Raw genomic sequence first — 17,572 nt, 5'->3', positions numbered from 1 at the left:
CACCGTCACTGAATCAGGATTTCCTTGAACAGCACTCCATCAACCTTCGCAGGATGAACCGCCAGATTGATGCGCCGGAGCAGCTCTTCCTTGAGCCTGAACAAACCGGCCGACCCTTCGAGGTCAGCGGGACGCAACTCACGCAGGTAAATCTGGAACGCATCCAGAATACGCGGCAGATACGGACTGATCCGGTCCACCATGGCCTGATCCGACACCTCAAGCGCAATGCGGACCCTGAGGTAGGTCGCCCGCCCTTCGGTGGACAGGTTCACAGTCATTTCCGGCAGGTCATAGAAGACGACCGGCTTCTGCTGCACGACCGGCGGAGCCATCGGGTCTACCGGCTCTTCGCCTCCGGAGAGGAAAAAGAACCAGACCGCTCCGCCAATGGCCAGCAGTCCAACAAGCCCGGCTGCCCCGAAGATGATCAGCTTCTTTTTGCCGCCCTTCTTCGCACCGCCTTCTTCGCCGTTCTCGGCGTCGGTATCCGTATCGGCCATTGCCGCCCCGCCAGCTTGCCGCACATGCCTGCGCGTGAATAGTTTCTAAAGGGTTAATCGTTAACGAGTGGTTACCAACTCCTTAACCCATCGCCCGGCAACTGTTGCCCACTGGTTCGTTTTTTCCTCACCTATTTGTGCCCTGCACCGTGACGGAATGAAAAATACCCAATGATTCCAACAAAATAAAAACTGGCACGCTCCCTGCTTAGGGAGTGGCGGCACGCTGACCTGGGGAGGCTGGCGTGCCCTCGGGGAGCAAAAAGGAATCGTTAACATGGAGAATGCGCAGCTCATTAACCTGTCCCGGCAGGTTGCCTTGCGCAGGCAGCTGGATGTGACCGCCAACAACCTGGCGAACATGACCACGTCTGGCTACAAGGCCAAGCATATGAAATTCGAGGAATATCTGATGCCGGTGGCGCAGGCGACTGCCTTCAACCGCGGTGACAGAACCCTCTCCTACGTGCAGGACGCCAGGACCTTCACGGACTTTCAGGCCGGTGGAATCATCATGACCGGCAATCCGCTCGATCTGGCTGTCGATGGCGACGGCTGGTTTGCGGTGCAGATGGAAGACGGCAGCGAAGCCTACACGCGCAACGGGTCGTTCCATCTCGACAGCACCGGCCAGCTGGTCACGCCGGATGGCCGCGCGGTCCTGACGGAAGGTGGCCCGATCACCTTCACCACGCAGGATGGGCAGATCGACATTTCTGCTGACGGAACGATTTCCTCGGAGCTCGGTGTGCGCGGGCGCGTCCGCCTTGTCGCCTTCCAGGAACCGCGCAACGCGGTTTCCATCGGCAACAACCTGATGACCTACACGGATCCGCAGCCTGTCACGCGCACACGGGTGATCCAGGGCGCCGTCGAGCAGTCGAACGTCCATGGCATCACGGCCGTAACAGAGCTGATCGAAATCACCCGCAAGTACGAGAGCGTGACCAAGCTGATGAAGGACACCTATGACCTGTCCCGCTCGGCCGTTGAACGCCTCGGCAAGTCGCAGGCCTGAGACGGACAGGAGAGACCACCATGAAAGCACTCCATATCGCCGCCACAGGCATGAAGGCGCAGGAACTCAACGTTGAAGTCATTTCGAACAACGTTGCCAACATGCGCACCACCGGCTTCAAGCGCCAGCGGGCCGATTTCCAGGATCTGCTCTACCAGAACCTGCGCCGCATGGGCACGGACACATCGAACGCGGGCACCATTGTGCCGACCGGCGTGCAGATCGGTTCGGGTGTGAAGACCGCTTCCACCACACGCATCATGAGCCAGGGCAACCTGGAGCAGACCAACAAGGAAACCGACGTCGCCATCCGCGGTGAAGGCTTCTTCCAGATCCAGATGCCCGATGGCACCACGGCCTATTCGCGGGATGGCTCATTCGAGCGCGATGCCAACGGCACGCTGGTCACCGTCGACGGCTTCACCATCGAGCCCGGCATTGTCATCCCCGAAAATGGCCGTGACCTGACGATCGCGTCCGACGGCACGGTGCAGGTCATCGTCGATGGAGCGGCGGTGAACCTTGGCCAGATCCAGCTCGCCCGCTTCGTCAACAAGGCTGGTCTTGAAGCCATTGGCGACAACCTCTTCCTCCAGACAGATGCCAGCGGTGCAGCGCAGGTCGGCAATCCCGGTGAGAACAGCTTCGGCAGCCTGCAGCAGAATTTTCTCGAAATGGCGAATGTCGACGCCGTGACGGAGATCGCAGATCTCATTTCCGCCCAGCGCGCCTACGAGATGAATTCCCGCATCATCAAGGCCGCTGACGACATGTACTCGACCACGACCAACCTGCGGTAAAGGGAGGCTGGCGATGAGACCCCTGTTTCTTGCACTCCTTGGAGCGGCGCTCGCAGGCCTGATGCCTGGCAGCACCGCAAGTCTTGCGGCCGGCAGCAGCGAGCCGGTCTGGCAGCGCGGCAGCGAAGCTCCCGTTCTGCGGCCGGAGGTCGTGACCTCTTCGGATATCGTCACCGTTGGCGATTTCTACCTCAACGCGGGTGCGGCCGGTTTCGAGCCGCTGTTCCGCTCGCCGGATCTGGGCACTTCGGGCCGGGTCAGCGCGGCACTTGTTGCCGAGCGCGCCCGTGCGGCGGGCCTCAAGTCGGCGGGAACGGACGGGCTTGCAGAAGTCACCGTCCGCCGTGACTCCATTTCTTTCGATGCCCAGCGCCTGTCCGGCATGATTGCCGAGCGGCTGGCACGGCAGGAAGGCCAGATTTCCGCGGATGATCTTGAAATCGTCTTCGCCCGCACACCGCAGATCATTCACGCCGATCCACGCTCTGCCGATCCCCTGCGGATCGAGCAGGCCCTCTGGTCACGCGCGGATGGGCGGTTCGATATCGTGATGTCCTACGCAGGTGAACACGGCTACCGCCGCGTCAGCCTCACCGGTGTTGCCCGGGAAATGACGGCCATCGTCGCGCTGGCAAACCCGCTCGACAAGGGTGGGATCGTCCGCGAGCAGGACCTCATAACAATGCGTCTGCCGCGTGAGCGGGTGCAGGGACGTGCCGTGACCGATCCGCAGGAGATCCTCGGACTGGCCGCACGCATCCAGCAGCGCCCGGGCCGCCAGCTCAGCAAGGCGGACTTCGAGCGCCCGATGCTGATCCAGCGCGGCGACAAGGTTACGCTCATATATGAGATTTCCGGAATGAAACTGACCACACAAGGCCAGGCAGCAACCGCAGGCGCAGATGGAGACATGATCGACGTGGTCAATCTGCAGTCCCGCCGCACCGTCAGGGGGACAGTCAGCGCCCGCGGAGAAGTCCGTCTCGGCAGCGCCCCCCGCACACTTGCCGCCAACACCAGCCTGCCAGCCCAGGAGAGCGCACAATGATCCGTCCGATTCACAAGGCTGTTGCCCTGACCCTTCTGGCCCTGCCGCTGGCTGCCTGCGGCTCTGCGGACCGCCTCTCGCAGGTTGGCAAGGCCCCGGCCCTGAATGCCATTCAGGACCCGACAACCATGCCCGGCTACCGTCCCGTGCAGATGCCCATGCCGACGCCCCAGCCCGCGCATTACAATGCCAACTCGCTGTGGAAGTCCGGCAACCGCGCCTTCTTCGAGGACCAGCGCGCCAAGCAGGTCGGCGACCTGATGACCATTCTGGTGACGATCTCTGACCGTGCCCAGTTCGACAACGAGACCGAACGGTCACGCGCAGGAACGGACCGCTCCGGCGTGAGCGGCGCGCTTGGAACTGCCGTTGAAAAATATGTGCTGCCGGGCAACACCAGCGCCGACGCACTGGCGACAGTCAATGGAACCTCGACCTTCAAGGGCAAAGGATCGGTCGATCGCAAGGAGACCTTGCGCACCTCCGTTGCTGCTGTCGTGACGCAGGTTCTGCCGAACGGCAATCTGGTGATCGAGGGCCGTCAGGAAGTGCGGGTGAACTTCGAGGTCCGCGAACTGATCATTGGCGGCATCGTCCGGCCGCAGGATATCCGGTCGGACAACACCATCCTGAGCGAGAAGATCGCAGAGGCCCGGATCGGCTATGGCGGACGCGGCCAGATCACCGATGTTCAGCAGCCGCGCTATGGCCAGCAGGTGCTGGATATCGTTCTGCCCTTCTGACCTGACAGGAAGCTGACCGGCTGCGCTCCCCGGCGGCCGGCCAGCGCGCACTCCCCTCCCTTGCGCCCTTTCCCGGGCCCATCCCTTCTGCCCCCGAATTGCTCCCCCCGCCAGTCCGGCGTCCCGGATGCCGGACTGGCTGAATGACGGGCACGGCGTCTCGCTCCCCGAGCGCCGTGCCCGTTCCCCCCTGGCCCTGCCTCCCCATACAAACGGGGCCGACTGTGAGCTGGTGTTCAAAGAGCCGGCCCGCACAAACAAAAGCCCCCGGCAGCGCAGCTGACGGGGGCTGAAATTTTAGTGAGGAACCGGGATCTCAGTCGTCCCTGTACACCTTCTCACGGCGCTCATGCGCTTCCTGAGCCTCGATGGACAGGGTTGCAATCGGGCGGGCTTCCAGGCGCTTGACGGAGATCGGCTCGCCGGTCTCTTCGCAATAGCCGTAGCTGCCGTCTTCAATCCGCTCCAGCGCCGCATCGATCTTTGAGATCAGCTTGCGCTGCCGGTCACGTGCACGCAGTTCGATGGAACGGTCCGTTTCCGAAGAAGCTCTGTCAGCGAAGTCAGGGTGATTGGTGCTTTCTTCCTGCAGGTTCGCCAGCGTCTCGCGGCTTTCACGCAGGATGTCCTCTTTCCAGGCGAGCAGCTTGTTGCGGAAGTACTCGCGCTGCCGTTCATTCATGAACGGCTCGTCCTCGGAAGGTCGATAGTCAGACTCAAGTTCAACCGTCATCGGAAACTCCGGTTACCGTTAGGACGGGGGGAATATATAGTCACTGGAGGTCAGCGACAACGGGCAAACCCGAAAAAAATGTTGAGCTTTATTCCTTCTTTTTCAATGAGTTATCCATTGCGCCTGAAGTTTGCGCAGCCCCGCAGCCAGCAAGTGTGCATCAACTTGTAAACCGGCCCTGCTTAGCCAGCTCAACCTTCACGCGCAATTCGATCTCGTCGATGACCGATTCCAGTCCCGGATCGCTGCTGACAGGGCGGTCCGCCAGAGCCGTCATCATCTCCTCCAGCCGGGCAGGTTCAATCACGCCCGCAAGAAGGTCAGCCTTCAGCGCATCGAGCAAATCCAGCATGGAGTGCCCGCGCGCAGTGGCAGCATCGCGGTCATCCGGCTGGACCTGCATCTCCTGCAGCGAAAGCAGGGCATCGATACCCGACAGTGACGACGAAGAGGACGTCGACACGGCTGCATGCGCATCACCGTCGCCCCCGATCAGGAAACCGCCGCCGCCACCGGCTTTCTTCTTGCTGCCCTTGCCCTGAACAGAGGAAACGGGCGTGTTGTTGGTGATCCGCATTGATGCCTCGCTTCCCGTGTCTCATGAGCCAGCCCTGCAAAGGGATGGCCGGTCTGACCTTGCCGGGCTCACGGTCAGATTCTTCCAACTCCAAAGGTAGGGAAAACCGGCCTCCCCGGCAAGAATTGCCCGGCAGACTTCCGGCAGAACGTGGTCAAAACACCGGATGAACGGCCACATCCAGATTTAATTCATTTATTTACAGTCACTTATAACGAATCCGGGAGGCGTGGATAATCTGGCACGGACTTCGCATAAGCAGGTGCAAACCACTCATGCGCCGGGTCCCACCCATGCCATTTGCACGTCTGCTCCGTTTCTGCCTCCTTCTCGCGGCCATGGCCGTTACGCTGACGGCCCTTGCGCCGGCCGCCATGTCTGCCTCGCGGGTCAAGGATATCTCGGACTTCGAGGGCATTCGCGAGAACCAGCTGATCGGATATGGTCTTGTGGTCGGCCTTCAGGGGACGGGCGACGGCCTTCGCAACTCGCCCTTCACCCGGCAAAGTCTGCAGGCCATGCTGGAGCGCCTGGGCGTCAACACCACGGCTGCTGACCTCAATACAAACAATGTGGCGGCGGTGATGGTGACGGCCAACCTGCCCCCCTTTGCAACGCAGGGCACTCGCATTGATGTCTCCGTCAGCGCTCTGGGCAATGCGGGCAGCCTGCAGGGCGGAACGCTGCTGGTCACTCCGCTGATGGGTGCCGACGGCGAGACCTATGCCATTGCACAGGGCGCCGTAGCCATTTCCGGTTTTGCCGCCCAAGGGGATGCAGCTTCCGTCGTCCGCGGTGTTCCGACTTCCGGCCGCATTGCCAATGGCGCACTGGTTGAGCGGGAGGTCGGCTTCAAGCTGGCCAGCATGACCACCGTGCGCATCGCCTTGCGCAACCCGGACCTGACCACCTCGCGCCGCGTTGCCCTGGCCATCAACGAACTGATCGGCTTCCCCACCGCCGAACCTCTCGATCCCGGCACTGTGCAGCTCACCGTACCGCGCGACTACAACGGCAACGTGGTGGACCTGCTCACCGATATCGAGCAGCTGATCATCGAGCCGGACCAGCCTGCACGCGTCGTCATTGATGAAAGCGCCGGCATCATCGTCATGGGCCAGAACGTCAAGGTTTCGACCGTGGCGGTTGCCCAAGGGAATCTCACTGTCACCATCGCGGAAAATCCGCAGGTGAGCCAACCCCTGCCGCTGGCAAACGGCCAGACGGCAGTCACGCCGCAAACCGATGTGACGGTGAACGAAAGCGGCAGCAAGCTGGCAATCGTCAGCGAGAGCGTGACCCTGCAGCAGCTGGTCGACGGGCTGAACACGCTCGGCATCGGCCCGCGCGACATGATTTCCATCCTTCAGGCCATCAAGGCAGCCGGTGCGCTGCAGGCCGAAATCGAGGCCATGTAAGCCATGACGCCATCAGATCTCAATCTCACCGGCACCACTGCCCTGCCCCGTCTGGGAGGCACCCGCGTGATTGCTCCGGATTCGATCCGCAAGCAGGCCGAGAATTTCGAGGCCGTCTTCCTCAATACCATGATGCAGTCGATGTTCACCGGCCTGGAAGAGGGCGGAGCCTGGGGCGGCGGAGAAGGCTCCGACACCTGGCAGAAAATGCTCATCGACGAAATGTCCAAGACCATCGCTTCGGCCGGAGGAATCGGCCTGGCCAACACGATCGAGCGCGAATTACTCGCCCTTCAGGAGGCAAACCAGTGAACGCCCACACCCCGGAAACAGCAGCCCTGCCCTTTTCCACCGCAAGGCCAACAAGCAGATCCGAGGCAGAGAGCTTTTGCCTTGCGGTCTGTCACACCATGGAAAAGCTTCTCGAACTGATCGAGAAGGAGACGGATATGGTGCGGGAGGGCCAGCTGCGCGCGGCTGGCGAACTGCAGCCGGAAAAAGCCGTGCTGGTGCACCACTACACGCAAGGCGTTCTCTTCGCCAAGGAACACTCTGTGGCTCTAGGCAATCTGGCTCCGGCTGCGGTACAATCCCTGCGGCGGCAGCATGCGGAATTCCAACCCGTCCTGCGCATCAATCTGGCGGTACTGTCTACGGCAAGAGAAGTGGCCTCGACCGTGGTGACGGCCGTCGCCCAGGCCGTTGGCGCCCGGCAGCGGACAACGACCTATGGCCCCGGCGGGGCTTCACCGCAGTCGCCCCGGATCGCAGAAGGGATCGCTGTCAACAGATCGCTTTAACGCAACGGCGCGAATCACTTGTCAGCACCCGCGAAAAGTCTAACCTTTTCGTTAACGGAGGATTCATATCCCCGTTGTATTTTGTGGGTGATACCATCGGGTCAAGGAGTGTTACCCGAAGGAGGCAGGCATGGATACAGGAGCAATCCGGCCGTCACTGACCGCCTATGCGGCAGTAACCCCGGCTACGCGGGCTCCGGAACAGAACGAGCCCGCAGCTAGAACTGAATTGCCAGGTTCCCAGACGGTGAAGCCGTCAGGGAACACTGAAGAGCAGCGCCAGCTTGCCGAGAACGGCAATCAGCAGAGCGCAACCACATCCGTTGTCTCGCGTGACATCGTTCGCAAGAACACGCTGGATCCGGAAAGCCAGTCGTTCATCTATGTCGCCATGGACCGGGAGACCGGCGAGGTTGTGCAGCAAGTCCCGAGCGAGACGCTGCGCAAGCTTCGGGCCTATGCCAAGGCAGGCGACGAGCCGGCCCTCCCCCAGACATCCGGCACGGTTCAGCGCACAGCCTGATACGATCAGGACCCAATACACCGGACAAGCCTCATGACCCAGGTCATGGGGCTTTTTCCGTTTGGCCCTCCGGCAGGCATGCAGCCGGACCACCTGCCGCCGCGCGCCTCACCATCCTGCCAAGCCCAGCCTCATACCAAAATCCCAGGGCTCTGACGCTTCACATTCTGAAATTGCTCACGCCCCACCCCGGCCAGACAGCCCCTCTGCGCGGCCAGCACATCAGGAGCTGGCGGATGGCATGCTGCAAGCCATTGTTCCGGCATTAAAATCAAATTAACCATAAAGTAAAGTTCACACTGCGTTAAGGTTAAATTTCGATAACCATAACGCTTAACTTGTCATTACAGATTAAAGCTGACTTTGTTGCTTGCGGGATCCAGAACGGATCCATGTATTGTGTTTTCCCAGGAAGGAAAAACCGTGATGGCAAACAATGTCAGCCTGTCGAGCGCCGTGCGCTCGAACCTCAACGCCCTTCAGTCGACCGCTCAGATGATGAGCTCGGTTCAGGAGAAACTCTCCACCGGCAAGAAGGTCAACTCGGCTCTCGACAATCCGAACTCCTTCTTCACTGCAAAGGGCCTTGAGAACCGCGCCGGCGACCTTGGCTCCCTGCTCGATGACATGGGTCAGGCAGTCCAGACCCTGAAGGCAGCCGACAAGGGTATCAACTCGATCTCCGGTCTTGTTGACGCCGCCAAGGCAAAGGCGAACCAGGCTTCGCAGACCTCCAACCAGGTCGAACGTGCGAAGTACGCCAAGGAATACAACGAACTCCTCACCCAGATCGAAGATGTCGCCAAGGATTCCGGCTACAAGGGCAAGAACCTGCTCGCCGGCGACGGTAACGACCTGAAGGTGACCTTCAACGAAAGCGGCAAGTCGTCCCTGTCGATTTCGGCAATCGACTACACGGATGCATCCGGCTCGACCGGCCTCAACCTGACCGATATCGCCTCGGGCACGAGTGGTGCCGCTACGATAACGCTGACCAACGGCACTGCATCGGCAGCACTTACCGCTGGTAGCTTGCTGTCTGCAGACAGCGAGTTCAACGTTGGCGACGTCATCACCTTGACCGACACCAACGGTTCGGAGCTGGGCAAACTGGAGATCAAGGCCGGAACCACCGTCAAGGATCTGCAGAACCTCATTGACGACGTTGACGGCGCCTCTTCCAGCCTTACCGGTGGCTCCCTTGCTGTCACCGCTGACTTCAAGTTGAACATCAACTCCAAGTCGTCACAAAGCGGCGCGTTTGCCGGAGCAACCACGAACAACACGGCGGAAGGCGGCTTCGCCAAGGACAGCGACATCGACGCTGCCATGAGCAAGCTGAAGAAGGCTCAGGACACTCTGCGGTCGCAGGCCTCGACCTTCGGTACCAACCTGTCGATCGTGCAGAACCGTCAGGACTTCACGAATGCGATGGTGAACACACTGCAGGAAGGTGCTGGCAAACTGACCCTCGCCGACACCAACAAGGAAGGTGCAAACCTTCTGGCCCTGCAGACCCAGCAGTCCCTCGCCTCCACTGCCCTGTCGCTGGCAGCTCAGGCGGACCAGAACGTGCTGCGTCTGTTCTAAGACAAGAATACCCCCGCGAAACAAGGCGGCAGGCTCAGGCCTGCCGCTTTTTTTTATTTTTTGGTAACTTGTAAGAACAAATGCATAAAGACCACTTAATCCGGTAACAAAGTATTAACTCTATTTCTGAAAGCAATTAACCATGCATTAGGGTTACCAAATCATGATGAAGCCATCCCGCTCAGGACGAGCGGCAACGAATACTGAACCCAGGAAAGGGATACTAGATGGCTGATATCACCCTGTCCGCCGCCGTACGGCAGAACCTGCTCACCCTGCAGCAGACTGCCGATTTCATGTCGGGCGTGCAGAACAAGCTCGCGACCGGCAAGAAGGTCAACTCGGCACTCGACAATCCGAACTCATTCTTCACCGCTTCCGGCCTCAACAACCGCGCCAAGGACCTTGGCACTCTGCTCGATGACATGGGCCAGGTTGTTCAGACGATGAAGGCTGCCGACCAGGGCATCACCAACATCACCAAGCTGACGGAAAGCGCAAAGGCCAAGGCCAACCAGGCCCTGCAGACCCAGAGCCAGTACGAGCGCGCCCAGTACGCCAAGCAGTACAACGACCTGCTCAAGCAGATCGAAGACATGGCCAAGGACAGCTCCTACAAGGGCAAGAACCTGCTGGCCGGCGATGGCAACGACCTCACCGCCATCTTCAACGAAGACAACACCTCGAAGCTGACCGTCAAGGCTGTCGACTACACCGACACAACTCTTTCCACGGGCCTGAACCTGCAGGATCTGGCCCAGGCCAAGGGTGGCGCAGCATCGTTGCAGCTGGAAGGCGGCAAGTCTTCCGCGACTTTCGTGAACTCCAGCGGCAATGCCCTTTCCTCCGGTTCGCTCCTGTCTGATGCCACCAATCTGGCCGTTGGCGATGTGCTGCAGCTGCGCACGGCCTCTAGCGGCGGCGGCGCCGGCGTTTCCGGCTATACCAACATCACCATTGGCGCCAATACGACGATGCAGAACCTGGTGGACCAGATCAACGGTGTTGCTGGCGTACGCGCCGAGTTCGACGAAAAGACAGGCTCCCTGTCGATCACCTCGAACGACAACGTCTATCTGCACAACACGGGCGGCAGCGGTGGCAACACCGGCGATATCATCGGCGTTTCCGCCGCGAACTTCACGTCAGGGTCGCAGCTGCTGAAGAACTCGGGCTCGTTCAAGGTTGAAGACATTCTGACCCTGACCGACGGCAACGGCTACGAACTGGGCTCGCTGGAAGTGACGGACAAGACCTCGGTCAAGGATCTGACCGATTTCATCAAGCGCTTCAACGGCGTCAATGCCTCGTTCAACACCGGCACCGGCAAGCTCACCATCGAGAGCGACGTATCGCTCAATCTGAAGAGCACCAACGCTGACTTTGGCGCGGCTGCCTTCACCGCAGATGATGATGGTGTCAACGTAGCAGCCGCTGTCGAATCCGGCTTTGCGACAGACGAGAACATCAATCAGACCATCGAACGGCTGAACAATGCCCTCTCCACCCTGCGGTCGCAGGCCTCGGAGTTCGGCACCAACCTGTCGACCGTGCAGATCCGTCAGGACTACACCAAGTCCATGATCAACAATCTGCAGGAAGGCGCAGGAAGGCTGACCCTCGCCGACACCAACGAGGAAGGCGCGAACCTTCTCGCCCTGCAGACCCGCCAGCAGCTTGCGTCGACCTCGCTGTCCTTCGCATCCCAGGCGGACCAGACCGTGCTGCGTCTGTTCTAAGAATCAGTTCACGCACGACTCACAACCTGACAACCAGAAAAAGGCCGGGCCAATCGCCCGGCCTTTTGCGTGGCCGCAACCGGAAACTTGCCGCAGCGGCCGCCTGCCATTTCTGACCGGCCCGTAAACATTAACGGGCATCCTGCAATTTTTAACCATCTGTTAAGGTTACCAAATCATGATGAAGCCACCCCGCTCAGGACGAGCGGATGAACTTGATGGACCCAGGAAAGGGACACATAAATGGCTGATATTACTCTGTCCGCCGCCGTACGGCAGAACCTGCTCACCCTGCAGCAGACTGCTGATTTCATGTCGGGCGTGCAGAACAAGCTCGCGACCGGCAAGAAGGTCAACTCGGCACTCGACAACCCGAACTCCTTCTTCACCGCTTCCGGCCTCAACAACCGCGCCAAGGACCTTGGCACCCTGCTCGATGACATGGGCCAGGTTGTTCAGACGATGAAGGCTGCCGACCAGGGCATCACCAACATCACCAAGCTGACGGAAACGGCAAAGGCCAAGGCCAACCAGGCGCTTCAGACCCAGAGCCAGTACGAGCGCGCCCAGTACGCCAAGCAGTACAACGACCTGCTCAAGCAGATCGAAGACATGGCCAAGGACAGCTCCTACAAGGGCAAGAACCTGCTGGCCGGCGATGGCAACGACCTGACCGCCATCTTCAACGAGGACAACACCTCGAAGCTGACCGTCAAGGCTGTCGACTACACCGACACAACCCTGTCCACGGGCCTGAACCTGCAGGATCTGGCACAGGCCAAGGGTGGCGCAACTTCGTTGCAGCTGGAAGGCGGCAAGTCTTCCGCGACTTTCGTGAACGCCAGCGGCAATGCCCTCTCCTCCGGTTCGCTCCTGTCTGACGCCACCAACATGGCAGTTGGCGATGTGCTGCAGCTGCGCACGGCCTCTAGCGGCGGCGGCGCCGGCGTGACCGGCTATACCAACATCACCATTGGCGCCAATACGACGATGCAGAACCTGGTGGACCAGATCAACGGTGTTGCTGGCGTACGCGCCGAGTTCGACGAAAAGACAGGCTCCCTGTCGATCACCTCGAACGACAACGTCTATCTGCACAACACGGGCGGCAGCGGTGGCAACACCGGCGATATCATCGGCGTTTCCGCCGCGAACTTCACGTCAGGGTCGCAGCTGCTGAAGAACTCGGGCTCGTTCAACGTTGAAGACATCCTGACCCTGACCGACGGCAACGGCTACGAGCTGGGCTCGCTGGAAGTGACGGACAAGACCTCGGTCAAGGATCTGACCGATTTCGTCAAGCGCTTCAACGGCGTCAATGCCTCGTTCAACACCGGCACCGGCAAGCTCACCATCGAGAGCGACGTATCGCTCAATCTGAAGAGCACCAACGTTGACTTTGCCGCTACATCCTTCACCGCGGATGCGGACGGCGTCAACGTTACGGCCGCCATCGAATCCGGCTTTGCGACAGATGAGGCGATCAACCAGACGATCGACCGCCTCAACAACACCCTCTCCGTGCTGCGGTCGCAGGCCTCGGAGTTCGGCACCAACCTGTCGACCGTGCAGATCCGTCAGGACTACACCAAGACCATGATCAATACCCTGCAGGAAGGCGCCGGCAAGCTGACCCTCGCCGACACCAACGAGGAAGGTGCAAACCTTCTCGCCCTGCAGACCCGCCAGCAGCTTGCGTCGACCTCGCTGTCCTTCGCATCCCAGGCGGACCAGACCGTGCTGTCCCTGTTCTAAGAATCAGTTCACGCACGACTCACAACCTGACAATCAGAAAAAGGCCGGGCCAATCGCCCGGCCTTTTTTGCTTTCCCATTCTCCCGCAGCGCGCCGGCCTCAATTTTCCTATTTCAATTCAATTGGTTAAAAGAAATCATTTGGTAACCTTCGTGACCAAAATCTTAACAGGTGCAAATTGGTTTTACTTTTCGTTAATGATTAAGGTCAGATCATGTGAGCGGGATGTTAAGTGGCATCCCATCTAGAGACCGGTGAGCAAGCCATGAGCGACATTGTCCTTTCCAGCCCCGTCAGGGATAACCTGCTCTCGCTCAAGAACACTGCGGACCTTATGTCGAGGACGCAGAACCGTCTGGCGACTGGCCTGAAGGTTAACTCTGCCCTCGACAATCCGAACTCCTTCTTTACTGCGGCCGGCCTGAATGACCGCGCAAAGGACCTGAACAACCTGCTCGACAATATGGGGCAGTCGGTTCAGACGCTGAAGGCGGCCGATAACGGCATTACGTCGATCACCAAGCTGGTGGAATCCGCCAAGGCAATCGCGAACCAGGCGCTTCAGACCCAGAGCGAGTACGAACGTAAGATCTACGCCGAGCGTTACAACGCCGTTCTCGGCCAGATCGAACAGATGGCGAAGGATTCGAGCTACAAGGGCAAGAATCTTCTGGCGGGACCGGGCAACGAGCTTTCTGTTCTTTTCAATGAGGACAGCACTTCGAACTTGAAGGTACTGCCCGTCGATTTCACAGACACAGAGCTGGAGGATGGCCTTGCGCTGAAGGACCTGGCCACCGGGGCAGGCGCGACATCTTCGTTTGCTCTCGCCAGCGGAACCGGTTCTCTGAACCTGGCGGGGCTTCAGGCATCATCGCAACTGACCGAACTTGCGGCCTGGAGTGCAGGTGACGTCGTGTCTGTCTCGGACGGCACCACCACAAGGACCTTTACCGTCGGCACAGGCGCGGGCCAGATCAACACGGTGCAGGACTATGTGAATGCCCTGAACAGCCTCGGAGGGATCAAGGCAACCTTTGACGAAGGAACGGACAGGATCAACCTCACCTCAGGTCTCGGATCGGCCCTGACAATCAGCAAGAACGCGGCAGGCGGCGGCACAGCGACGAACGGTGGCGTATCAGCAGGCACAACGACACTGGCCACAAGTCCGATGACACCATCTGCCAAGCTGGTCGACTCCGGCACTTATGCTGTTGGCGATGTTCTGAGAATTGTGGACGGCAACGGCTACGAGGCAGCGGCACTTGAGGTTTCTGCGAATACGACGACTGATGACCTTGTAAGGCTCATCAACAGCGTGAAGGGTCTGAAGGCTGGTTTCTCTACTGGCACCATCAGCCTCGTCGGCGATATTTCGTTCGACATCAAGAGCACAAACAAGGACTTCAATGTCACGGCGCTTGGGACGACCGATGGGACTGTGAAACTCACGGCAACCGACTCCGATTTCAAGGACGACACGGACATCGAACGCACCTTGCAGGCGATCAATGGTGCCCTTGCTACCTTGCGCTCTACGGCATCGTCTTTCGGAACGACGCTGTCGACCGTGGAAGTGCGCCAGAAGTTCACGACGCAGCTCGTTAACACCCTCGAAGTCGGTGCAGGCGCCCTTACGATCGCCGATATGAACCAGGAAGGAGCGAACATGCTGGCCCTCCAGACCCGGCAGCAGCTGTCCTCCACCGCCCTGTCTCTTGCAAACCAGGCGGATCAGAGCGTTCTCAGCCTTTTTGGTTAAGACTGACCCGAATTAAGGTTTTGTCAGCAATCGTTAACTCTTTAGTGAGTGTTTCTGAACGATGCTGCTTTGTGGAGGTTGCGCATGGCTCTCAAGGTTGAGCTGAAGCCGGGTGAACGGATTATCGTTGGCGATAGCATCATCACCAATGACAATCAGCGCACACGCCTCTTCATAGAGGGCCAGGCACCAATTCTCCGGGAAAAGGATATTCTGACGCCAGCCACCGCAGATTCGCCGGCAAAACGGATCTATCTGGCTGTGCAGCTGATGTACCTGTCCAAGGATATCGAGAAGATCGAGGATAACTATTTCAGCCTGGTGAATGACATAATACTAGCAGCACCAAGCACGATACCTTATATTACTAAGATCAGTAACTCGATTTTGGCAGGTGCCTTCTATAAGGCTCTGAAAGACGCAAAGAAGCTCATCGAGTACGAGAGGACGCTCATCGGTCATGTACAAGCAGGCAGCGCAAGCGTACCAGAAGACGAGCCAGGTAGCGGTTTCCCCGAGGGAGCTTGAAGCTACGCTGCTGATGAAGGCGGCTGCGCGCCTTCAGCTGATCAAGGATGAGTGGGAAAACTCATCGCTTGCTGAGACCGATGACGCTCTTACCTACAATCGCAAGCTCTGGACCATTCTGGTCACATCGGTGACCAATCCGGAGAACCCCCTGCCCGACCAGATCAAGAACAACATCGCCACGCTCGGTGTGTTCATTTTCAAGCATACGATGGGCATTCTCGCGGAGCCGCATCCTGACAAGCTGGACACGCTGATCTCCATCAACAGGAGCATCGCGGAAGGTCTGCGCGCACGGCCAGAGTGAGACGTCACAGCAAGCGCCCGGCCCTCTAAACCTCTTACGTGACTGTTGCCGTTCAAGCCGCCTCCAAGGCGGCTTTTTCGTATCAGGCAGCGAGAGGACAGGAGGTCGCACCCAACCATAACAAGAAAGGCCGCAGCCGGTTGACCCGGTCAGCGGCCTTGCTTGTTGATCGCAACGATGTGCCGTCAGATATAGTCGGCCAGCGACAGTCCCAGGACAATGGACGAGGCGCGGTAGGACGCCTCGATATTGGTCTTCAGCTGCAAGATCTCCACCGCCAGAAGCTCCTTGTCCACGCCCTCGATCTGATCCACCGTAGTGTTATAGCCCGATTTGCGGATCTGATGCCTTTCGGCCGTATTCTCGATCGACTTGTAGGCCACGGCAATCTCGGTGGTAATATCGACGATGCCCGAGCGGTCCGTGTCAGGCGGCTGCAGAATTGCTTTCAATCCGTCAGCAAGCGCACCGTAGTACTTCTTGTCCGTTGCAGAGTTTGACGAGAAATCAGCAGAGACGAACGTCGCAAGGGTCTTTACCACATCTGCAAGGCCTTGCTCGTTTGCCCGTACGCCATAGCCAAGACTGAGATTGTCGTCCACCGCAGCCACCTTGTCCTGGCGCGGATCGAGCGTCGGCAGATTTTCGCCCACATACCAGGATGTGGTCGTGGCAGCCCCGGAGACGACACCCGTAGCCGTGTCGAATGGAGGTCCATCGACGCGGTTCGGGATCTGTCCGTTGAATGTGTTGAAGAACTCGTTAGCAGCCCACTCGTCCGAAGCTGCCCGCAAGCCGATCCCGGCCTCCTGCTGAATCGCGCTCTGAATGGCTGTCCTCAGGTTGGCCGCCGTTTCAGCAAGGTCTGCACCAATGAGGAACTTGCCCTCACCCGCGCTTCCAACTGTCGCCGTCAGCTCGATCTTGGTGGTCTTGCTGCCATCGGGCGGGAGACCAAGTTCAATCGTGATTACCTCGCCTGACTGCGGCTGACCGGTGAACTCGATTCCGAAGCTGTCAGGATCCGTACCCGCCGGAGGCGTCAGGTTCATGTTGCTAAGGCCGGATGTCACGGCGCTGATGTCAAAGCCGAAATTATGCGCCCCATCCTCAGCTATCGAAAAGTCCGAACTGACGGGAACGCCAGCTGCCAGAACCGTGTTGAGAGGCGAAACCGTGAGCCGCCCTTCACTGCCTGCCGGACCCTTGTTGGCCTGCCAGTACTCATCCATCACCTGCTTCAGCCCGGCTTTACCATCAACACCATTCAGGATCTGGGACATCTCCAGAACAGGATTGGTATTTGCATCACTGCCACCAAAAAGATAGTGGCCGCCGACTTCTGCATTCAGGAGGCTGATGGCTTCTGTGAGCAGAATTTCAGCTGTCGCCTGGGTGCTTGTCTGGCCATCGGCCTGGAGCTGAAAGTTGTTCAGATCCATGGTCGATTTACTCTCGATCCTCAGGGCCTCAAGCCGCTGAAGATTGAGGTTGAGGGTCTTGATATGCAGACGGCTCATGGTGATCGTTTCCTCATAGGATTCGATCCGTTCAACCTTCTGCTTCAGCTCCATGCTCAACAGCCTCTGATTGCCAACCCCGCCATAGGTCGTCGAAACCTTGCCGGTCGCCATCTGGGATGTCTTTTCAGAAAGCGTACCGCTGAGCTTGTTGAGCTGCTGTGTCAGGTAGCCCCGTGACGTGGTGATCGAACTGATACCCATT

The 17,572-nt window shown here is 59.2% G+C and carries 18 protein-coding genes; 14 read left to right on the top strand and 4 right to left on the bottom strand.

Features of this window, described 5'->3' with window-relative positions; all coding sequences use genetic code 11:
* Positions 1-5: 5 nt before the first annotated feature.
* Positions 6-503 carry a flagellar basal body-associated FliL family protein gene (locus H163_RS0110615; protein ID WP_019964561.1) on the bottom strand — a complete coding sequence of 166 codons (498 nt, stop codon included), beginning with the start codon at positions 501-503 and terminating at the stop codon, positions 6-8.
* Positions 504-780: 277 nt separating this feature from the next.
* Here H163_RS0110615 and flgF point away from each other — a divergent pair, with 277 nt between their 5' ends.
* From flgF to flgH, 4 genes are read left to right on the top strand one after another with little or no spacing between them, the layout of a single operon-like run.
* The gene (gene flgF, locus H163_RS0110610) at positions 781-1,521 is read left to right on the top strand and encodes a flagellar basal-body rod protein FlgF (protein WP_019964560.1); all 741 of its coding nucleotides are present in this window, start codon (positions 781-783) and stop codon (positions 1,519-1,521) included.
* Between the two features lie 20 nt (positions 1,522-1,541).
* Positions 1,542-2,321, top strand: coding sequence for a flagellar basal-body rod protein FlgG (flgG, locus tag H163_RS0110605; protein WP_019964559.1), 780 nt, complete (start codon positions 1,542-1,544; stop codon positions 2,319-2,321).
* 13 nt (positions 2,322-2,334) lie between these two features.
* Positions 2,335-3,369 (top strand): flagellar basal body P-ring formation chaperone FlgA, encoded by a 1,035-nt coding sequence (gene flgA, locus H163_RS0110600; protein WP_040678588.1) that lies wholly within the window; start codon positions 2,335-2,337, stop codon positions 3,367-3,369.
* Positions 3,366-4,112: a flagellar basal body L-ring protein FlgH gene (gene flgH / locus H163_RS0110595; protein WP_019964557.1), complete on the top strand. Its 747-nt coding sequence runs from the start codon at positions 3,366-3,368 to the stop codon at positions 4,110-4,112. The genes flgA and flgH overlap by 4 nt, the downstream gene beginning before the upstream one ends.
* 316 nt (positions 4,113-4,428) lie before the next feature.
* Here flgH and dksA read toward each other — a convergent pair whose 3' ends face one another.
* Complete coding sequence (gene dksA, locus H163_RS0110590) at positions 4,429-4,845, bottom strand: RNA polymerase-binding protein DksA (RefSeq protein ID WP_026355707.1); 417 nt, start codon at positions 4,843-4,845, stop codon at positions 4,429-4,431.
* Between the two features lie 160 nt (positions 4,846-5,005).
* Positions 5,006-5,422 (bottom strand): flagellar assembly protein FliX, encoded by a 417-nt coding sequence (locus H163_RS0110585; protein WP_019964555.1) that lies wholly within the window; start codon positions 5,420-5,422, stop codon positions 5,006-5,008.
* A 338-nt stretch (positions 5,423-5,760) separates the two neighbouring features.
* Here H163_RS0110585 and H163_RS0110580 point away from each other — a divergent pair, with 338 nt between their 5' ends.
* From H163_RS0110580 to flaF, 10 genes are all read left to right on the top strand, one after another.
* Complete coding sequence (locus tag H163_RS0110580) at positions 5,761-6,840, top strand: flagellar basal body P-ring protein FlgI (RefSeq protein WP_019964554.1); 1,080 nt, start codon at positions 5,761-5,763, stop codon at positions 6,838-6,840.
* 3 nt (positions 6,841-6,843) lie between these two features.
* The gene (locus tag H163_RS0110575) at positions 6,844-7,152 is read left to right on the top strand and encodes a rod-binding protein (protein ID WP_019964553.1); all 309 of its coding nucleotides are present in this window, start codon (positions 6,844-6,846) and stop codon (positions 7,150-7,152) included.
* Positions 7,149-7,640: a hypothetical protein gene (locus tag H163_RS0110570; protein ID WP_208975373.1), complete on the top strand. Its 492-nt coding sequence runs from the start codon at positions 7,149-7,151 to the stop codon at positions 7,638-7,640. The genes H163_RS0110575 and H163_RS0110570 overlap by 4 nt, the downstream gene beginning before the upstream one ends.
* Positions 7,641-7,770: 130 nt before the next feature.
* Positions 7,771-8,163 carry a hypothetical protein gene (locus tag H163_RS22650; protein ID WP_147290433.1) on the top strand — a complete coding sequence of 131 codons (393 nt, stop codon included), beginning with the start codon at positions 7,771-7,773 and terminating at the stop codon, positions 8,161-8,163.
* A 426-nt stretch (positions 8,164-8,589) separates the two neighbouring features.
* Positions 8,590-9,753, top strand: coding sequence for a flagellin (locus H163_RS0110560; RefSeq protein ID WP_019964550.1), 1,164 nt, complete (start codon positions 8,590-8,592; stop codon positions 9,751-9,753).
* 227 nt (positions 9,754-9,980) lie between these two features.
* Entirely contained in the window at positions 9,981-11,492 is a 1,512-nt protein-coding gene (locus tag H163_RS0110555; RefSeq protein WP_019964549.1) for a flagellin N-terminal helical domain-containing protein, read from the top strand.
* A 243-nt stretch (positions 11,493-11,735) separates the two neighbouring features.
* Entirely contained in the window at positions 11,736-13,247 is a 1,512-nt protein-coding gene (locus H163_RS0110550) for a flagellin N-terminal helical domain-containing protein (protein ID WP_019964548.1), read from the top strand.
* A 265-nt stretch (positions 13,248-13,512) separates the two neighbouring features.
* Positions 13,513-15,012, top strand: coding sequence for a flagellin N-terminal helical domain-containing protein (locus H163_RS0110545; protein ID WP_019964547.1), 1,500 nt, complete (start codon positions 13,513-13,515; stop codon positions 15,010-15,012).
* Between the two features lie 84 nt (positions 15,013-15,096).
* A complete protein-coding gene (flbT, locus tag H163_RS0110540; RefSeq protein ID WP_019964546.1) occupies positions 15,097-15,540 on the top strand; it encodes a flagellar biosynthesis repressor FlbT in 444 nt (147 codons plus the stop codon).
* Positions 15,473-15,847 carry a flagellar biosynthesis regulator FlaF gene (gene flaF / locus H163_RS22645; RefSeq protein WP_040678587.1) on the top strand — a complete coding sequence of 125 codons (375 nt, stop codon included), beginning with the start codon at positions 15,473-15,475 and terminating at the stop codon, positions 15,845-15,847. The genes flbT and flaF overlap by 68 nt, the downstream gene beginning before the upstream one ends.
* Before the next feature lie 185 nt (positions 15,848-16,032).
* On the opposite strand, the gene H163_RS0110530 is transcribed toward flaF, so the two are convergent.
* Entirely contained in the window at positions 16,033-17,571 is a 1,539-nt protein-coding gene (locus tag H163_RS0110530) for a hypothetical protein (protein WP_019964544.1), read from the bottom strand.
* Position 17,572: the final 1 nt, after the last annotated feature.

Origin of the sequence: Pannonibacter phragmitetus DSM 14782 (genome assembly GCF_000382365.1) — a bacterium.
In the GTDB taxonomy this organism is placed as follows: domain Bacteria; phylum Pseudomonadota; class Alphaproteobacteria; order Rhizobiales; family Stappiaceae; genus Pannonibacter; species Pannonibacter phragmitetus.
The sequence above is the reverse complement of the archived record's forward strand: the minus strand, read 5'-3'. Positions and strand labels throughout refer to the sequence as shown.